Annotated in this window: 13 protein-coding genes; 7 read left to right on the top strand and 6 right to left on the bottom strand. The window is 33.7% G+C overall.

What is annotated here, in order from left to right; genetic code table 11:
- The first annotated feature begins 3 nt into the window (after positions 1–3).
- The 3 genes from ABD077_RS21755 (at position 4) to ABD077_RS21745 (ending at position 4,914) form a co-directional block, all read left to right on the top strand.
- Positions 4–618 carry a hypothetical protein gene (locus tag ABD077_RS21755; protein WP_343914319.1) on the top strand — a complete coding sequence of 205 codons (615 nt, stop codon included), beginning with the start codon at positions 4–6 and terminating at the stop codon, positions 616–618.
- A gap of 217 nt (positions 619–835) precedes the next feature.
- The gene (locus ABD077_RS21750; protein ID WP_343914318.1) at positions 836–1,429 is read left to right on the top strand and encodes a hypothetical protein; all 594 of its coding nucleotides are present in this window, start codon (positions 836–838) and stop codon (positions 1,427–1,429) included.
- 707 nt (positions 1,430–2,136) lie between these two features.
- Positions 2,137–4,914, top strand: coding sequence for an outer membrane beta-barrel protein (locus ABD077_RS21745; RefSeq protein ID WP_343914317.1), 2,778 nt, complete (start codon positions 2,137–2,139; stop codon positions 4,912–4,914).
- Positions 4,915–5,070: 156 nt separating this feature from the next.
- Here ABD077_RS21745 and ABD077_RS21740 read toward each other — a convergent pair whose 3' ends face one another.
- The 4 genes from ABD077_RS21740 to ABD077_RS21725 all read right to left on the bottom strand — a co-directional run bounded on the left by ABD077_RS21740 (position 5,071) and on the right by ABD077_RS21725 (position 8,534).
- Positions 5,071–6,012, bottom strand: a complete 942-nt coding sequence (locus ABD077_RS21740) for a class I SAM-dependent methyltransferase (RefSeq protein WP_343914316.1) — start codon at positions 6,010–6,012, stop codon at positions 5,071–5,073.
- Between the two features lie 88 nt (positions 6,013–6,100).
- Entirely contained in the window at positions 6,101–6,430 is a 330-nt protein-coding gene (locus ABD077_RS21735) for a MerR family transcriptional regulator (protein ID WP_299606090.1), read from the bottom strand.
- 2 nt (positions 6,431–6,432) lie between these two features.
- Positions 6,433–7,551, bottom strand: coding sequence for a CapA family protein (locus tag ABD077_RS21730; protein WP_343914315.1), 1,119 nt, complete (start codon positions 7,549–7,551; stop codon positions 6,433–6,435).
- A 5-nt stretch (positions 7,552–7,556) separates the two neighbouring features.
- Positions 7,557–8,534 (bottom strand): M23 family metallopeptidase, encoded by a 978-nt coding sequence (locus ABD077_RS21725; protein WP_299898463.1) that lies wholly within the window; start codon positions 8,532–8,534, stop codon positions 7,557–7,559.
- 176 nt (positions 8,535–8,710) lie between these two features.
- Between ABD077_RS21725 and alaS the strand changes: the two genes are divergently transcribed.
- Both alaS and ABD077_RS21715 read left to right on the top strand, forming a co-directional pair.
- Complete coding sequence (gene alaS / locus ABD077_RS21720) at positions 8,711–11,341, top strand: alanine--tRNA ligase (protein ID WP_343914314.1); 2,631 nt, start codon at positions 8,711–8,713, stop codon at positions 11,339–11,341.
- A gap of 47 nt (positions 11,342–11,388) precedes the next feature.
- Positions 11,389–12,336 (top strand): GSCFA domain-containing protein, encoded by a 948-nt coding sequence (locus ABD077_RS21715; protein ID WP_343914313.1) that lies wholly within the window; start codon positions 11,389–11,391, stop codon positions 12,334–12,336.
- Here ABD077_RS21715 and ABD077_RS21710 read toward each other — a convergent pair.
- A complete protein-coding gene (locus ABD077_RS21710) occupies positions 12,333–12,755 on the bottom strand; it encodes a hypothetical protein (protein WP_343914312.1) in 423 nt (140 codons plus the stop codon). The two genes, ABD077_RS21715 and ABD077_RS21710, sit on opposite strands and share 4 nt — an antisense overlap.
- 241 nt (positions 12,756–12,996) lie before the next feature.
- Complete coding sequence (locus tag ABD077_RS21705) at positions 12,997–13,800, bottom strand: S24 family peptidase (protein WP_343914311.1); 804 nt, start codon at positions 13,798–13,800, stop codon at positions 12,997–12,999.
- A gap of 289 nt (positions 13,801–14,089) precedes the next feature.
- Here ABD077_RS21705 and ABD077_RS21700 point away from each other — a divergent pair, with 289 nt between their 5' ends.
- Together ABD077_RS21700 and ABD077_RS21695 are read left to right on the top strand one after the other, a co-directional pair.
- On the top strand, positions 14,090–14,245 hold the full coding sequence (locus ABD077_RS21700; protein ID WP_343914310.1) for a hypothetical protein: 156 nt from the start codon (positions 14,090–14,092) through the stop codon (positions 14,243–14,245).
- A gap of 2 nt (positions 14,246–14,247) precedes the next feature.
- Entirely contained in the window at positions 14,248–17,676 is a 3,429-nt protein-coding gene (locus ABD077_RS21695) for a hypothetical protein (RefSeq protein WP_343914309.1), read from the top strand.
- Positions 17,677–17,710: the final 34 nt, after the last annotated feature.

Raw genomic sequence — 17,710 nt, 5'->3', positions numbered from 1 at the left:
GAAGTGAAGAAGTCTACATTGGTTATATTAGTTCTTGTTGTTATGCTAATTTCTGGTGTAGCATGGTTTCTAAAAAAGGCTTCTCAAGAGGTGTTGACTGCTTTTGGTACAATGAATAGTAGATTGCAAACTCATTCCACTTCTGTAGCAAAAGATAACGATTCTTTATTAACTCTTATAAGAGATGAAGAACATGTAGTAAAAGCTGAAGAAATAGAAGTGTTAGTTGATGATTTTGGAAAGTATTTAGAATCTATCAAAGAAGAGATGTTAGGAATTAAAGATCCAACGAATTATGAAAAAATGGATCAGGCTAACAATATGTTTTTTACAGAAAATGGTCTTTCTGAAAAAGGATTAGAATTCCTAAATACGATCAATCAGTTTAGAGAAGAAATACTTAGTAGGGTTGATGATAATGGATTAAAAACCACTATCTCTGAAAAGCTAAGCACGAATGATGTCGTTGATAGATCAGGAAAAAAACACAATTGGCTAATCTATAATTTTAAAGACTTTCCATTAGTAGCGAGCATTACCAAACTTACCCAAATGCAATCAGATGTTTCCAGTATCAAATCAGATATCTATAGAGCGTATTTGAGAAAACAAAAGTAGATTACTAGTCCATTTTCACTTTGATTGTAAGTTCTTCGAAGTTTGCAACTTCGTAGGATCATTATGTATTAAGATTGTAAAAATTATATAAATGATAAAACCAATTATAATATATAATGCCCACATATTACATAGGTATTATCCGTTATTGAAGTCTACAAAGTAGCGGCCGGAAAGGTATTTATATTTATCATGATAAATTTTAAAAATAGATATTATGCCTGGAACCAACGGAGATCAACCCAATGATGATAAACCTAAAAATATATTTGAACGTGTTAAAGATGCGTACAAACAACGAAAAGAAAGAAAAGCACGAGAAAGACAAAGAAGGGAAGAAGAATATCGAATAGATCTTCGGCGTATTAGTGGATCAAGAGAGAATAGAGAATTGCGTGAACAACAGTATCAAGAAAGGTTAGCACAACAAAGAAGGGAAAGACAGGAGAGGCAAGAAGCACGTGATATAGACCTTGATCCAAGAGAAACATTTGTAGAAGCTCATATGGCTAAAGAGCAGCCAAAAAATTCTCAACCAGGAGAAATGTATAGAGATGAAGACGGTAAACGCTATGTAAAAGCTTATGTAGAGGTTGAAGAAAATAATCTGTCAGAAAGAGATGTCAATGGATCTAGCACATCACTTATTTCCAAAGAAAAACTTACAAACCTGACCGAACAACCAAAAGAGAAAGCTGAAGAAAACGAAAAAGCTAAAGCTATAGAAAAAGATAAAAACAATAGAAATAGCCAAGATAGCACCAGAGGTAACAAGAGTAATAAAAGAAGAAGCCAAGGCAGAAATTTATGATGGTAAAGATATCGCGAATTTGTAATCCGTGCGATTCCGACGAAACTGTTCCTAAAACCCCGTCGCTGCCGCTAGTTTGTAACTAGTGGCTTTTCTATTTTATTAACCTAAATTAATCTAGCAGCCAAGAATAAAGCTAGTAAAGTATGTACCAGATATATTAGGAAACTTTTGCTTTCTACTCATTGCAACAAATTAAACAAAAGCTGTGATTATAGTAACCACAGTTTTTGTTTTTAAATGTGTTGTGCTAAGCACAAGCAAGACGTTCGTGCCAGCGTGGGAATCCGTAAAGTAGAGGTTTTTTAAAATACCTGTAATATTGTTGTTTTTCGTAACACTTTAAAATTTAATGTAACGCTATTTCAGTACGAGACATTTATTTAAAAAAAAGAGATTGCCGTTTAAAGACAATCTCATTATCATTATATTATATGTGCGGATTACAAATCTTCGCTATCGGGTTCATATGTATAACTGATATACAAGACTTTTTTTATGTGTCTCTAGAATTATTTTTCTTACTAAAATATAACCTATAAAAATAGCTTAGTGCAGTTTTTCTCAATTTCTTTTTTCTTAATAGTAGTGTATAAACTTTTTCAAAAAAAACATAAAAAGAAGGTAACATTTTTACTTTTGCGAACACTTATGAATAATGGATAATTAGTTTTAAGTAATCACAAATTCATCAATCAATTTTATACATGAAAATACAACAAATCACTCTACTGGGTATATTATTCTTTTGTTCTTTCTTTTTACAAGCGCAAAATTTTTCAATTAATGGTCAAATAAACGATGCGGAAAAAAGAACTCCAATTGAAGCTGCAACTGTGTATGTAGAAGCTGTGAAAGATAGTACGCTAATTACGTATACGATTTCTGATGCAAAAGGTAATTTTCAACTTTTAGGAAACACTCCAAGAAAAGAAGTTAAGGTTTTCATTTCGTCAATAGGATATCAACCCTATTTTAAAAAAATTAAGCTTACAAATCCAAAAATTGATTTAGGGCAAATTAATTTGGATTTTGCAGTAGAATCATTAGACGAAGTGCTAGTAAAGTCAAGAGCTCCTGTTACGATAAAAAAAGACACTTTAGAATTTAATGTAGCGTCATTTAAAACTAAAAAAGATGCTAATGTTGAAGATTTATTAAAAGAGTTACCAGGAGTTGAGGTTGGCGATGACGGAAAAATTAGAGTAAATGGAAAAGAAGTCAATAAGATTTTGGTAAATGGAAAACCTTTTTTTGGAGACGATCCTACAATTGCTACTAGAAATTTAACAAAAGACATTGTCGATAAAATTCAGGTTACAGATACTAAAACAGATGCAGAAGCATTTGCTGGAGAAGAAGGCGATGGAGAAAATAAAACCATAAATATAACAATCCAGGAAGATAAAAATAAAGGAACTTTTGGTCGAGTCGCAGCCGGTATAGGAACAGATGAACGTTATGAAGCAGCCGGGATTATTAATTATTTTAATGATGATCAAAGGATTAGTGTTTTAATGGGAGGGAATAATATCAACTCGCCTGGATTTAGTTTTGGTGAGATACGGAAGATGTTCGGAGGAGCCAGAAGTATGTCTGTAAACGATAGTGGAGCATTTTCTATTGATGGAATCTCTTTTGGAGGAGGAGAAGGTATAGTGACTTCTAGAAATGCAGGGGTTAACTACACTGATGATTTAAATAATAAAATAAATGTGAATGCTAACTATTTTTATGGCTCAACAGATTCAGAAAATGAAAGGCTTAGTGAGCGAGAAAACATCCTGCCAGACACGCGTTTTTTTTCTACTTCTTCTTCTAATTCTATTAGTAAAATAGATAATCATGATGTGAATATTGGTTTTGATATTAAAGTGGATTCTACTTTTTTAATCAATATAAAACCATCTTTAAAATTTATAACATCTGATTCTCGTTTTCAGAGTACAGATAGTTCTAGCGATGAAAATGGAGTGCAACTTAATAGATCAAATCTTTTTACCAATTCGGAACGTTTAGATAAAAGATTTACAAATGATATTGATATAACCAAGAGGTTTGGTAATCGTGGTGCTTTTCTAAAGGTTAATACCTCAACTGGATTTAATAATACTTCTAGTGATGAGTTTCTGCAATCAAATACAGATATATTTGGAGACTTACCCGAAACCTTATCTAGAGATCAGTTTACAAATACAGAAAATTCTTTTACAAGTTGGTATGCCAATATTACATATAGACATCCTTTAATTTCAAAAAAAGTATTTTTAGATGTCTCTTACTCATATAGATGGGATGTTAGAGAAAACCTGGAAAGTACTTTTAATTTTAATACAGTTACGCAGGAGTATGATGACTTTAATGAAGATTTAAGTACTGACTTTAGATTTATTAATACAAGAAAGACTCCAGGAGCAAAATTAGTATATCAAGGAAAAAAACTATCAGCAAGTGTTGGTACTGGTTATGTGTTTAGGACTTTAGAAAATCAAGACAAACTAAGAGGTATCGAATTTGAACAAGACTTTGATGCTATTGAACTTAATGGGCGAGTTAATTATAGATTTAGTCCAAAAGCTTCATTGTACACGGGATATCAGTTAAGTAATAGGCCGCCAGATATTTCCCAACTTCAGCCGTTTCAGGATGTTTCCAATCCTTTAAATACTATTACAGGAAATCCAAATCTTAAACCCTCTAATGAGCATAGCGTATATGTTGGGTTTAATGACTACGATTTTCAGAAAAGATCGGGATTTTATAGTTATTTTAATATTCGAGCAACTAACGATAAAGTAGTGCCAAGAACGATCATTGATGAAAATTTGGTGTCGAATACAACTTTTGATAATGTTAATGGTGATTATCGAATTTATGGAAGTTTATCAAAGAGTAAATCTTATAAAATAGACTCATTAAGAACTATAAAAGTAGGCCTTGGGCTATACGGTAATATAAATAGGATCGTAAATTTTAACAATGAAATACAATATAGGACTAATACTACCTCATTAACTCCTAATCTTAGTTTTACGTTTACATGGAAAAATATTTTAGAATTAAGACCTAGATATAGTATTTCATTTACGAATACTACTTATGATATTGATCTCTTTGATAATAGAGATTTTTTAAGGCACGATTTATGGTTAAGAACGACAACTTTTGTACCTAAAAATTTAGAATGGAGTAATGATATCAAATATAATTATAATCCAGATGTAGCAGCAGGCTTTCAACGAAGTTCCTGGTTTTGGAATACCACAGTCGCCTATTCTTTATGGAAAAAGAAAGCAACTGTTACTTTAAAAATATATGATTTGCTAAATCAAAATAACAACGCAAGACGTATTGCGACATCTAATTATATTGAGGATGCAGAAAGTACTGTTTTACAGCAATATTTTATGTTGAGTTTTAGTTATAAATTTAATAGTTTGGGAAAAAAGGGAGAGGTTGGAAAAGATAATTTTTTCTTTGATTAAAACTTTCTTAAAAGAGGTGTTAGCCTTTTGGGGTAGGATAGAACAGATGTAATGTGCCAATCCGTGTTATCAGTAAAGGTGATATTCGATATAGTATCAAAATAAAAAGATGTGTTACCTCAAAAACTTAATTTTTTTATAAAAAAAGTTTTGAAGCTAGATATTTTGGGCAATAAAAGTACCTCGTTGGTATTTGGTAAGTTTGGTTAGATCCGGTGAGACCTTGTATTTTTTTATGATATCTTCATGAACTTGGTCTAGTGCTAAAGAAATAGAAGGTTTGTAGTTTTCTCCTATAAAATCTAAAATGATAAGATCGTTTTTTTTAAACAATTCATGATAATATATATAAGATAGTCTGTTGGTGTAGGCTATCGAATTTCCAGCCCAGAACTTCCATTGTTTATCAGAAAACCTAAGAAAATTGTATTCGGAAATTTTTTTGTCTTGAAAAAAACCAGGATTGGTGAAATGATCAACAAAGTTTATGGTATGAACCGTAAATCCTCCTTTTTTTAACCAACTTCTGAATTTTTCAAATAGAACTTCTAAAAACTTTGGAGGAATGTGTTCAAAAACTACCTGAGAATATATATAATCAAAAGTAATTTCTTCATCTTCAATATCCTCAATTGTATAGGGCGCAACATATATAATATTACTAAAAGAAAGGGCTTCTTCTAAAGATGTACAACCTACTATAAAATCTAGTTTGTTTTTTATCTCTTTAGCAGAAAAAACACTTCTTTGAGATATGTTGTCAATAAACTCTGATTGATTTAAAAAATTGATCTGTTTTTGAAAAGTTTTGAAAGTAATATCTTTATCAATGTCAACAGTAACTACTTTTTTGAATCCTAATAAAGTCAGAATAATTGGTGAAATTATGGAATATCCGGTTCCTATTTCAAGAGCATAATTAGGCTGATTTAAATCCAAATTAGTGTAATCATATTTTCGTAAACATTCGTGAAATTGGTATCGAACTACATTTTGGTGATATTCCTTTTTTAAAGTTGCAGGAATATGGTTTAGCTGATCTCCCAATCGAGTAGCTGATAATATTTTTTGTAAAGAAGCTTTAACTCTCCAATTCATTCTGTTAAAACAATAATGAAATTAAATAAAACTAGCATTTACCTTAATGATTTATGGAAAAAACATATTCCAGAGGAAATAATATTCGTTATAACTGCTCCTTGATTTTTAATAACTGCGCTCGTATGGATTCTAATTTCCGAATAATATCAAAACTGTCTAAAGCTTCTTGTTTTTGTTCTTTAAGATGGGTTTTAGCGCCTTCTAAGGTAAAACCACGTTCTTTTACCAGATGGTAGATAAGCTCTAAATTTTTTATATCTTCTGGAGTAAACTTTCGATTTCCTTTGGCATTTTTTTTAGGTTTTAAAATATCAAATTCCTTTTCCCAAAAACGGATAAGAGAAGCATTTACGTCAAATGCATCAGCTACTTCACCAATACCGTAATATAATTTTTTGGGTAAGTCTACATACATATTTAGTTATCTTTTTGTTGGGTAAAACTCCCATCTTCTTTAAATACTAAATTGCTTTCAGGAAAATCTTCCTCTGTCAATTTTTTAATTTCTTTTAGTGCCCTTTTTTTATCATCCATAAATGGATAGATTTCATCAATTTGCTTAGCGGAATGTAATTTACCTTTGATAAAATTACCTTCTGGATCAATATCGATCTCTGCTATGGGGGCATATCCTTTGATTCCAGTTAAATTAAATCTAGAATAGGTGCAAAAATTTCCTAAACTATAAGCAATAAATTTGTTATTATATACTTCAAAAGCTCTGGAAACGTGTGGCCCATGGCCTAAAACAACGTCCGCTCCTGCATCTATCAATGTATGTGCAAAGAGGTATACATTACCGCGATCTTCGCCATAAAAACGTTCTGTTTTTCTAGGTACATGCGTATGATCCGATCCTTCTGCACCACCGTGGAAAGAAACAATTACAATATCTGCTTTTTCCTTCAGTTCCTTTACAATCCTTTTTGCTTTGGTTAAGTTATGAATTTTTACGCAATCTTTGTTTGGGGCAAAGGCACAAAATCCGTACGTGATTCCATTTTTTTCGAAAATAGTAGATTCCTGTGCAAAAATTCCGGCATAGGCAATGTTATGTTTCTCTAAAGTTTTAGCTGTGTTTTTAATACCTACAGCACCAAAGTCGCCAATATGATTATTCGCAACACTCATTACATCAAACCCGCTTTCCTCTAAATATTGACCAAAGAATTCCGGAGAACGGAACGAATAACATTTAGAAGGGTCAGAACAGCGCTTGGCATTTTCACCTTCGTTAGTAAGTGTACCTTCTAAATTTCCAAAAAGAATGTCTGCTTGTTGCAGTACAATATTCACATCATCAAATGGTCCTTTGTCTTTTGGAGGTAGGTAACTTTCGTTAGGGAAATTGGTTCCCATCATGATATCTCCAACAGCCATAAGTTTTATGCTTTTGGGAGCAGATAGTTTTTCCATTTCTAGTTTAAAACTCTCCACAATGGTAGTCATAGAGTCAATGGCTTCTTTTGAAAATTTCTGAGCTTGTATTGTAGTGCTAAAACCAATTAGAATTACAAAAAGAAGTGCTTTGCGCATATAGACTAGTCTAGAGTTTCATTAATAAGAGAAGAAGCTTTTAGCATTTCATTAAATTCCTCTGAAGTTAAACTTCCATAATAGAAATTTCGAGGATTGATACGTTCACCATCTTTAAATATTTCATAATGAAGGTGAGGCGCTACCGATCTACCGGTACTACCCACATATCCAATAATATCTCCACGTTTGACTTTCTGTCCTTTCTTTACATTGTATTTGCTTAAATGAGCATACAAACTAACATAGTTAAACCCGTGATCTATTCTTATATGTTTTCCGTAACCGCTTGAGTTTGCATCTGCACGAGTAACTGTTCCATTTCCAGAAGCATAAATTGGGGTTCCTGTAGCTGCAGAAAAATCCATTCCATAGTGAAACTTTCGGGCTTTGGTAAAAGGGTCACTTCTCCATCCATAACCAGAGGCCATACGTTTTAGATCAGAATTTTCGATTGGTTGAATTGCAGGAATCGTAGCAAGTAATTCTTCTTTCTGTTCCGCTAATTCTTTAATCTCATCTAATGATATAGATTGAACGGCGATTTGTTTGGTAAGTTTATCTATTTGTTTTTGGCTTTCAATAATCATTTCAGAGTTATCGTAACCTTCATACCCTTTATACCTATTTACTCCACCGAATCCAGCACTTCGTACTTCTTCAGGAATTGGTGGTGCACCAAAATATAAGCGGTAAATATTATCATCTCTTTCTGCAATTTCAGCAAGAACAGCATGATCTTTTTTCAATTGCTTGTTCATAAGTTCATATTGCAGTTTCATATTGTCTAATTCCCTTTTATATGCTTTCTCTTTAGGAGTTTCTAATTGAGGAATATTTAGGTAGATTACCAGAAGGATGAAGCCTGCTAAAAAAGCACCAAGAATCCCCAAGATGGCAAAACCAAATTTACGACCCTTCTTTTGCTCAATTCTACGATAAGATAGCGTCTCGCTATCGTAGTAATATTTAACCTTTGACATAATCTAAAATATACTATTTTTGCAGGATGTTAGCCAAAAACAGGCTAATTTATACTTTGAGGCTGCAACAAATATAATAAATTGTCGCAAAGTCCAGAAAAAACTGACAATTATCGATGGCGTAGGGAAGTCAGAACTATCGATAACTAACTGATAAGAAATAAAATAGAAGAAAAATGAAATCCCAAGACATCAGAAACCAATTTTTAGCGTTTTTTGAATCCAAAAAACATAGCATAGTGCCTTCTGCACCCATGGTGATCAAAGACGATCCTACACTGATGTTTACCAATGCCGGAATGAACCAGTTTAAAGAGTTCTTTTTAGGAAATGGGACACCAAAGAATAATAGAATTGCAGATACCCAAAAATGTTTGCGAGTAAGTGGTAAGCATAACGATTTGGAAGAAGTGGGAATGGATACTTATCACCATACCATGTTTGAAATGTTAGGTAACTGGAGTTTCGGTGATTACTTTAAAAAGGAAGCGATCGAATGGGCGTGGGAACTGCTAACCGATGTTTTCGGTATCGATAAAGATATTCTGTACGTTTCTGTTTTTGAAGGAGCAAAAGATGAAAATCTGGAAATGGATCAGGAAGCATACGATTTATGGACAAATATAGTTCCAGAAGATCGTATCATTATGGGAAATAAGAAAGATAATTTCTGGGAGATGGGAGATCAAGGACCTTGTGGTCCGTGTTCGGAGATTCACGTAGATCTAAGGTCTGAAGAAGAGAAGGCGAAAGTTCCTGGACGTGATTTAGTGAATCAGGATGATCCATTAGTAGTAGAGATCTGGAATCTGGTTTTTATGCAATTTAATCGCAAAGCCAATGGTTCTTTAGAAAAATTACCAGCGCAGCATGTGGATACAGGAATGGGATTTGAGCGTTTGTGTATGGCATTGCAAGGAGTAAAGTCTAATTATGATACAGATGTATTTACTCCGTTGATACGAGAAATAGAAACGATTACAAATAGTACGTATGACAAAGATAGTATCCCAACTAAGGAGAGTGGTAAGGTTAGTGTTGCTATTCGTGTAATTGCAGATCACCTTAGAGCGGTATCTTTTTCGATTGCAGATGGACAATTACCTAGTAACACAGGTGCTGGATATGTAATTCGTAGAATTCTAAGAAGAGCCATCCGATACGGATTTACGTTTTTGAATACCAAAGAACCTTTTATCTATAAATTGGTAGATACACTTAGTAATCAAATGAGTGATGCTTTTCCAGAGTTGAAATCTCAGAAAAACTTAATTGTCAATGTAATTAAGGAAGAAGAAAATTCTTTTTTAAGAACATTGGATCAAGGATTGGTGTTGTTGGATAATGTGATCAAGAATACCAAAGGAAAAGTAGTTTCAGGAGAAAAAGCCTTTGAGTTATATGATACTTATGGTTTTCCAAAAGATTTAACGGCACTTATTTTAAGTGAACAAGGATACGAATATGATGAAGCGAGTTTTGAAGTAGAGTTGCAAAAACAAAAGGACCGTTCCAGAGCTGCTTCCGAAGTAAAAGCAGGAGACTGGGAAATCCTATTGCCAAATGCTGAAGAAGGGTTTATCGGATATGATCATACTTCGGGAGATGCTAAAATATCTCGCTATCGTAAAGTAAATAGTAAGAAGGATGGAGAACTGTATCAATTAGTACTAGATCAAACACCATTCTATCCAGAAGGTGGAGGTCAAGTAGGTGACAAAGGATATTTAGAAGTTGCTAATGGCGATGTGGTATATATTGTTGATACTAAAAAAGAGAACAATTTGATTATCCATTTTGCTAAAAGTCTACCAAAGCATTTAGGAGAAACTTACAAGGCAGTGGTAGATACAAAACAACGCACCAGAACCGCTTCTAATCATACAGCAACGCATTTGTTACATCAGGCATTACGTACTGTTTTAGGAACTCATGTGGCTCAAAAGGGTTCGATGGTGCATAGCGGGAATTTGAGATTTGATTTCTCTCATTTTTCTAAAGTATCCGTAGATGAGTTACAGCAGGTAGAAGATTTTGTGAATGCTAGAATTAGAGAAGGATTGCCATTGGAAGAAAAGCGAAGTATATCCTATGATCAAGCAATTGCAGAAGGCGCGATAGCATTATTCGGAGAGAAATATGGAGATTCGGTAAGAGCGATTCGTTTTGGAGAATCTATGGAATTATGTGGAGGAATTCATGTGCAAAACACTAGTGATATTTGGCATTTTAAAATTACTTCTGAAAGTGCTGTTGCTGCAGGGATTCGAAGAATAGAGGCGATCACGAGTGATGCTGCTAAAGATTATTTTACAAATCAAACGGAAGCTTTTTCGGAAGTAAAAGCAATATTAAAAAATGCAAAAGATCCAGTAAAAGCAATTACTACTTTGCAAGAAGAAAATGCAAGTCTTAAGAAACAAATAGAAGCGCTTCTTAAAGATAAAGCCAAAAACCTAAAAGGAGACCTTAAAGCTGAGTTTAAAGAAGTAAATGGAATTCAGTTTTTAAGTAAAAAAGTAGATCTAGATCCAGCAGGAATTAAAGATCTATCCTTTGAATTAGGAGGAGAAGTATCAAATGCATTTATGCTTTTTGGAGCGGATAATAATGGCAAAGCATTATTGTCTTGTTATATCTCTAAAAACCTGGTTGAAGAGAAAGGGCTTAATGCTGGTCAGGTAGTGCGCGAACTTGGAAAATATATCCAGGGCGGTGGCGGTGGTCAACCGTTTTTTGCAACTGCAGGTGGTAAAAATCCAGCAGGTATCGAAGAAGCCTTAGAAAAAGTAAAAGAATATTTGTAACCTAATACAATACCAGTGTGCTATTTTAAGTTCTATTGGATAGTCTTATGAACTTGCAAACCAACATACCCTTAAAACCTCAGCAACCTAAGATCAACTATGATTCTAATCTAATGTTATTAGGATCGTGTTTTGCTGAAAATATTGGAGAGAAGTTCTCGTACTTTAAATATAAGTCTTTAATAAACCCCTTCGGTATACTTTTTCATCCTAAAGCTATTGAGACATTTTTGTGGATGGCTACTCAGCAGGAAAAGTATACCGAAACGGATTTATTTTTTCATAACGAACGATGGCATTGCTTTGATGCACATTCTAAATTGAGTCACCCAGATCAAAAAACAGTGTTGAATACACTAAATCAAGGGTTGGATCAGGCATATAATGATATGCTGTCTGCTACGCATATTTGTATAACTCTAGGAACAGCCTGGGTATATCGACTGCAAGCGTTAGACATGATTGTAGCAAATTGTCATAAAATTCCTCAAAAAGAGTTTTCTAAAGAAATATTGTCCGTTGCCGAAGTAGTGCAATGTTTGCAGAATAGTGTTGGTTTGATCAGAAGTTTTAATCCAGGTGTTCAGATAATTTTTACAGTATCTCCTGTTAGACATAGTAAAGACGGTTTTGTAGAAAATAATCGCAGTAAATCGCATCTTATCGCTGCAATACATCAGATTATTAGCGTTGATCAGAATAGTACTTATTTTCCTTCTTATGAGATTATGATGGATGAACTTAGGGATTATCGATTTTATAAAGAAGATATGATTCATCCCAGTTCACTAGCCATTGATTATATATGGGAACGTTTTAAGCAAACCTGGATTGATGAAAATGCCTTGCCGACTATGGATAAGGTAAATGAAATACAAAATGGGATAGCACATCGACCTTTTAATCCCGATAGCGAGCAACATCATCAGTTTCTTCTGAAATTAGAACAAAAAAAACTACAAATCCAGCAGCAATATTCTTTTATCAAGTTCTAATTTAAGAAACTGGATAATAATTGCAGACTGCCCGCTAATATTCCTGCACCAAGAGAAGTGGTATTGTAAGGATTGTCCCAATTTCGTCGATCTACAGAATAAGATGTAAATGGATCAAATAGGAATTCATGAGTAAAAGCATTGCTCGTAACCGCAACAAATGGACGAGATCTTGAGATTCCAAAAACTGGATAATCAGAAATTCTTGAAGCACCAAAAAATAGTCGGTAGTCTACATTATCCTTACTGATTCCTGTTAATTGATAGTTCTTAGACACAGAAACAGGAATGGAATCTATAATTAAAGTCTTTCGAACGTTCTTTTTCTTTGTTAATGACGGATTTTGTATTGATTGAGCAGGTAGTATTTGAATACAAAAAAAGCAAACGACACAGAATAAAAGATTAAAATTTTTCATATTTCAAAAGGTTAGAAGGTTTTGAAGAAAAATAGCATCAAAAAATATTCCATAAATATACACCATAAAATGTTAACCTTTTGATTTATTGAAAGACAAAAGTAAGGATAGATATAAGTATAAAAGTCTTTATTGTGAGGTTTTTTTACGTGAGATCGGGTGATGACTACGGTGGTTGCGCCCGATCTTTTATTTAATTAGGGTGCGTTCGAGATCAGTATTTCATATCCTCGATCTTTATCTAATGTGTTCTTCTTAATTCCTCTTCTAATAAGACAATTTTAGTCTCTAAATCGTGAAGCCTGTCATAAACATCTACAGGTTCAGGCATTTGTTTAGAAGCGAACATGGTAACATACCAAGCTTCCATAATTTCCTCATAATTTATCGTGTAGGTAGGATAGTTCCCGTTTTTATTGTCAGATTTTAGAATAAGCTTACCTCTTTCCTCAATTCGATTGATTACTCGTTTTAAAACAATACCGTCATTCTTACTTACAATTACATAGACTCTTCCGTCTTTGATGTCTTGTAAATCTTCTACGTACTTGCCAAAAACTAAATCTCCATCAAAAAAAGTACGAACCATAGAGTTTCCTTGTACTTCAAAACATCTAAAGGTTCCATTGGTAAGATGAGGCATGTTAAAAGAAGGAAGTGTTTCTATAAATTCGGTATCTCCATATCCATCTAAATAACCAGCACGTGCTTTTATGGGTACGTAGACTACATTTTCGTCTCCTTCTTGATTTACTGCAACAACTTGCGGAATTCCACCATATGTTGAAATTTCTTGTTGTTTTTGTTTTAATATTTGATTGCTTTTGCCAAAAAGATACTCAGGATCTATAGAAAATTCTTCAATCATACGCTCTAATAAATCGTAGCCAGGTTTGGTTCGTTTTCTAGAACCGTCAGATTGCAATCTTCCTGTGGTAATGCTATCTATTGTTGTGCTAGTGACACCTATCCGTTTCGCAAAAGAATGATTATTTAATCCAAAAAAATCTATTATCTCCCTTATTTTCGTGTCAATTTCTACCATTTTCCCATTCTTTTTGTTAAAAACATATGATGAAAATAAAATTAAACATTTTACAGAATATTTTTGTATTTTGTTGTAAATTTCTGTATAATGTTGTATATTTGTACTGTAATTAGTTGCTAAAATACAAAAAAGAATTCATAATCAAACATTTGTATTAATTCTATTGCAACATTTTCAGGTGAAATAGTATAAGACGTCGTGCTAAAATCACTTTAGACGGGTAACTATTCAAACTTTTGTTTGAATAGGGTGGTGTTTTTGTGTCTAATTTTAAAATAAGAGACTTATGCAACGAAGTAAACTGTTATTAGAAAAGCGTAAACAGTTTGTTCATAATTATGTACAAAACAATTCAGAAAAACAAATGAAAGTCATCGTTGAAGAGCTGATCGATCAGCTCTTCATTTCCGAAAAAACAATTTATAATATTTTAAAAGACTAAATATGAGTCAAAACATTAAGAATACACTGTATCGATTTGTTACGATGCGCTCTGCAGAGTTAATTGGAGATGAAGAAAAGAGAATTGGATTTATCAGTTATCCAGAGGCTCAAACTGATGTTGCTGAGGCTTCCTCTTTGATCATAGAAGAGACTGCAGATGTTTCACGAAACGAATTAACCGCAGTTGCTTCTATATATGTTCCTAAATTTAAAACTGTAGAAGATGTTAAAAGAGCATTTCCAGGTTTGGCTGAATTTGCAAAATGGTTAATTACTAATAGAACCAAATTAACGGTAGTAGAAACAGATGATAGAGTTGCTGATGTAGCGAGTGAAACCTTATCAACTATAGCCTTAAAATCACTTTGGGATGATTTGCACAATAGTATTCTAACAAGTGGTTCTCCATATCTCAGAGATTTGTTACTTTCTATTATCGTAGCGGATTATTTTATCAAACAATCTGTACGATTAGAAAAAACCGATGAAGCTTACAGAAAGATGGCACAATCACGGGTGATCATCGACAAATCTTTATTCGAAAATAATGATGACGAAGGATCTGATCCTCTTCCAACTCCAGTAGTGATGGCAAAGGATTTTCAGAAAGAAATGAATATTGCTACAGCTATCGAGAAAAATGAAGAGTTGAGTTTGATTTTAAAAGAAGTTGAACGTGCAGAAACAGTGTATGTAAGGGAAAATGAAAAGGCTAGAGAAATTTACCAAAGAGATTATGATGGGTTGGTTTCAAAAGCGTATAAGGATGCTACGATTATTGATAAAATTATAGAAGATCCTGGATCGGGAAATAATGTTGTAGTTCAGGAATATGAAAATCTAGCCCTTCCAGAATATGATTTTTCTATATCTAATGAGTTGGAAGATCCTAAGGTATTAGCATTATTGGGAGAAAAAACTAAAAGTTACATAAATACTTTGGTTTCAGATTTGGCAATAGACTCTTTAGAAGAAGTGAAAGATGTGATCAATGATCAAATCAAACAAAATGCTGAGGTTATTTCTGAAAACACCTCATCAGGAACCAAACAAGTAAGTGTTTTGGGTGCAACACTACCCGTGTCAGAAATCAATCCTGGACAGGCATTTACATTTAGTTGCTGTTCTTTGTCAGAATTAGGAAGTAATCGATATTCTATCATCATGACGATCAAAGTTCCAGATACATCCTTAGATGTTACCAGTACTTTGTATCATATGAACTATGCTGATGGAACATCAAATACCAATGGGTTTTTTAGACAAAGAAAATTTAATAATAGTATTTCTTTAAGCCTATATTCCGGAATTGTAATTGATAAACCTGTTAGTAATTTCAAAGGGAGTATAACCTTCTCAAATGGTGCGAAATACAAGTTCAATATTCCGAATTTTACACCCACTCAATGTGCTACAGGATCATTAATTCTAGTTTCTGGAGGAGATACGGGTACTCCAGAAGAGGAAGTACCAAATGGTTTTGGAATTCAGCGTTTGGGAATTGCTGATTATCGCAAAGTGGAACAAGAAGTTTGTTGCTATGTGCCAGGAGAAGTTTCTCATATCGAGAATATTATGGCTCGTGAGTACAAAGAAAAATCTACTCGAAGATTAAGAAGGCAAGAAGATACAGTGACTGTTGCTACAGAGCAAGAATTAGAAACATTAACGGAAACTACTTCCACAGGTCGTTTCGAGATGAATCAAGAGATTGCTTCAGTTCTGGCACAGGATAGATCATTTGCTGCATCAGCAGGAGTTTCGTATTCTAATGCCGGATTTAATGCTAGTGCTAATGCAAGTTTTGCAAGTAATACCAGTAAAGAAGAGTCTGATATTCAGGCGGTAAGTCAAGCAAGAGAAGTAACAGAAAGAGCCTTAGATCGTGTAGTTCAAAAAGTGAGAGAAGAACGAGTTACCAAAGTAATTGAAGAATACGAAGAAAATAGCTCCCATGGTTTCGATAACAGAGAAGGAGATAAACATATTTCTGGAGTATATCGTTGGGTTGATAAAATCTACAATAATAGAATCCTTAATTATGGGAAACGATTAATGTATGAGTTTATGGTGCCTGAACCTGCTGCTTTTCACGATTTGGCTGTTAAACTAAAAGGTGATAGTGATGCAGAGGTATTAGTAAAACCATTAGATCCTAGAACAGCTGCAGGAACAATGAATCTTAAAGATTTTAGGAAGATTACTGATAGTACCTTAGCGCATTGGGCAGGAATTTATAATGTAGAAGTCGATAGTATTGCAAAAGAAATGAATGTTTCTGATTCATTTAGTGTAACTGGAACTAGTTATTTAAGTTCGCACAACTATCCTGGAGCAAGCGATTTTAGCCTTAGAATTCCAGAAGGTTACAAAGCTACTAGAGCTTATGTAAATGGAGGTTATGTGTTTGTGCCTAATAGAATAGAGCTAAGTTATGCAACGATTTCTGTTGGTGATAAAAGTTTTAGCCTGTCTGGAAGAGCCTATTGGGATCAGGAAAGAACCTTGTATCTAAATGGTGTAGAAAATGAATTAGGAGTTTCTGTAATTGGCTCTGATGTTGGAGGAATTCGTGTGAATGTTGTTGCAAAATGTGTTTTAACAGAAAAAGCTAAGCAACAATGGCAAATGGATTCTTTTGGTAAAATTATCGAGGCATATGAAGCTAAGTTAGCGGAATATGAAGAGAAATTAGCAGAACAAAAGGAATTACAAGAAGAAACCTTCAAGACGAATCCAGGATTCTATCGCCAAATAGAAAAAACTGTTTTACGAAAGAATTGTATCACATATTTATTGGGTCATGAAAATATGGGACTCAATATGTTTACGGGTAACCAGAATAAGCTAGATGAATATCGTCCTGATCATACGAGCGATCGTTTAGATGCGTATGCTGCAAAAGTAAAGTTCTTCGAACAAGCTTTCGAATGGGATATTATGAGCTATCAATTCTATCCATTTTATTGGGCAAGTAAAAATAATTGGTCTAAGCGATACATTATCGAGAATAACGATCCATTATTCAAAGCATTCTTGCAAAGTGGTATGGCCAGAGTTATTGTAACCGTAAGGCCTGGATTCGAAGAAATGGTTAACTGGTATTTAGCAACAGGTCAAATCTGGAATGGCGGACAAGTGCCGACAATCGATGATCCAGAGTTTGTATCTATCGTAGAAGAATTACGTAACCCAGAAAGTGTAGTTGAAGAAACTTGGGAAACTAGAGTTCCGACCTCGCTTACCGTAATTCAAGCAGGATCTATTGGTCTCAATGTAGAAGGATTACCATGCGATGATGATTGTGCTGATTGGACACAGTTTGACTCTGATCGCAATCCTATCCAGCAAACCGATAATCTTATTGGAGGTAATGAGACTTCACAAGGAGTAGGTACTGATATTATTGGAGAAACAGCGGTTTCTTAATCCCAACAATTATAAAGGAATGATGAGTTATAAA

Source organism: Aquimarina litoralis (genome assembly GCF_039523995.1).
Lineage (GTDB): Bacteria > Bacteroidota > Bacteroidia > Flavobacteriales > Flavobacteriaceae > Aquimarina > Aquimarina litoralis.
The sequence above is the reverse complement of the archived record's forward strand: the minus strand, read 5'-3'. Positions and strand labels throughout refer to the sequence as shown.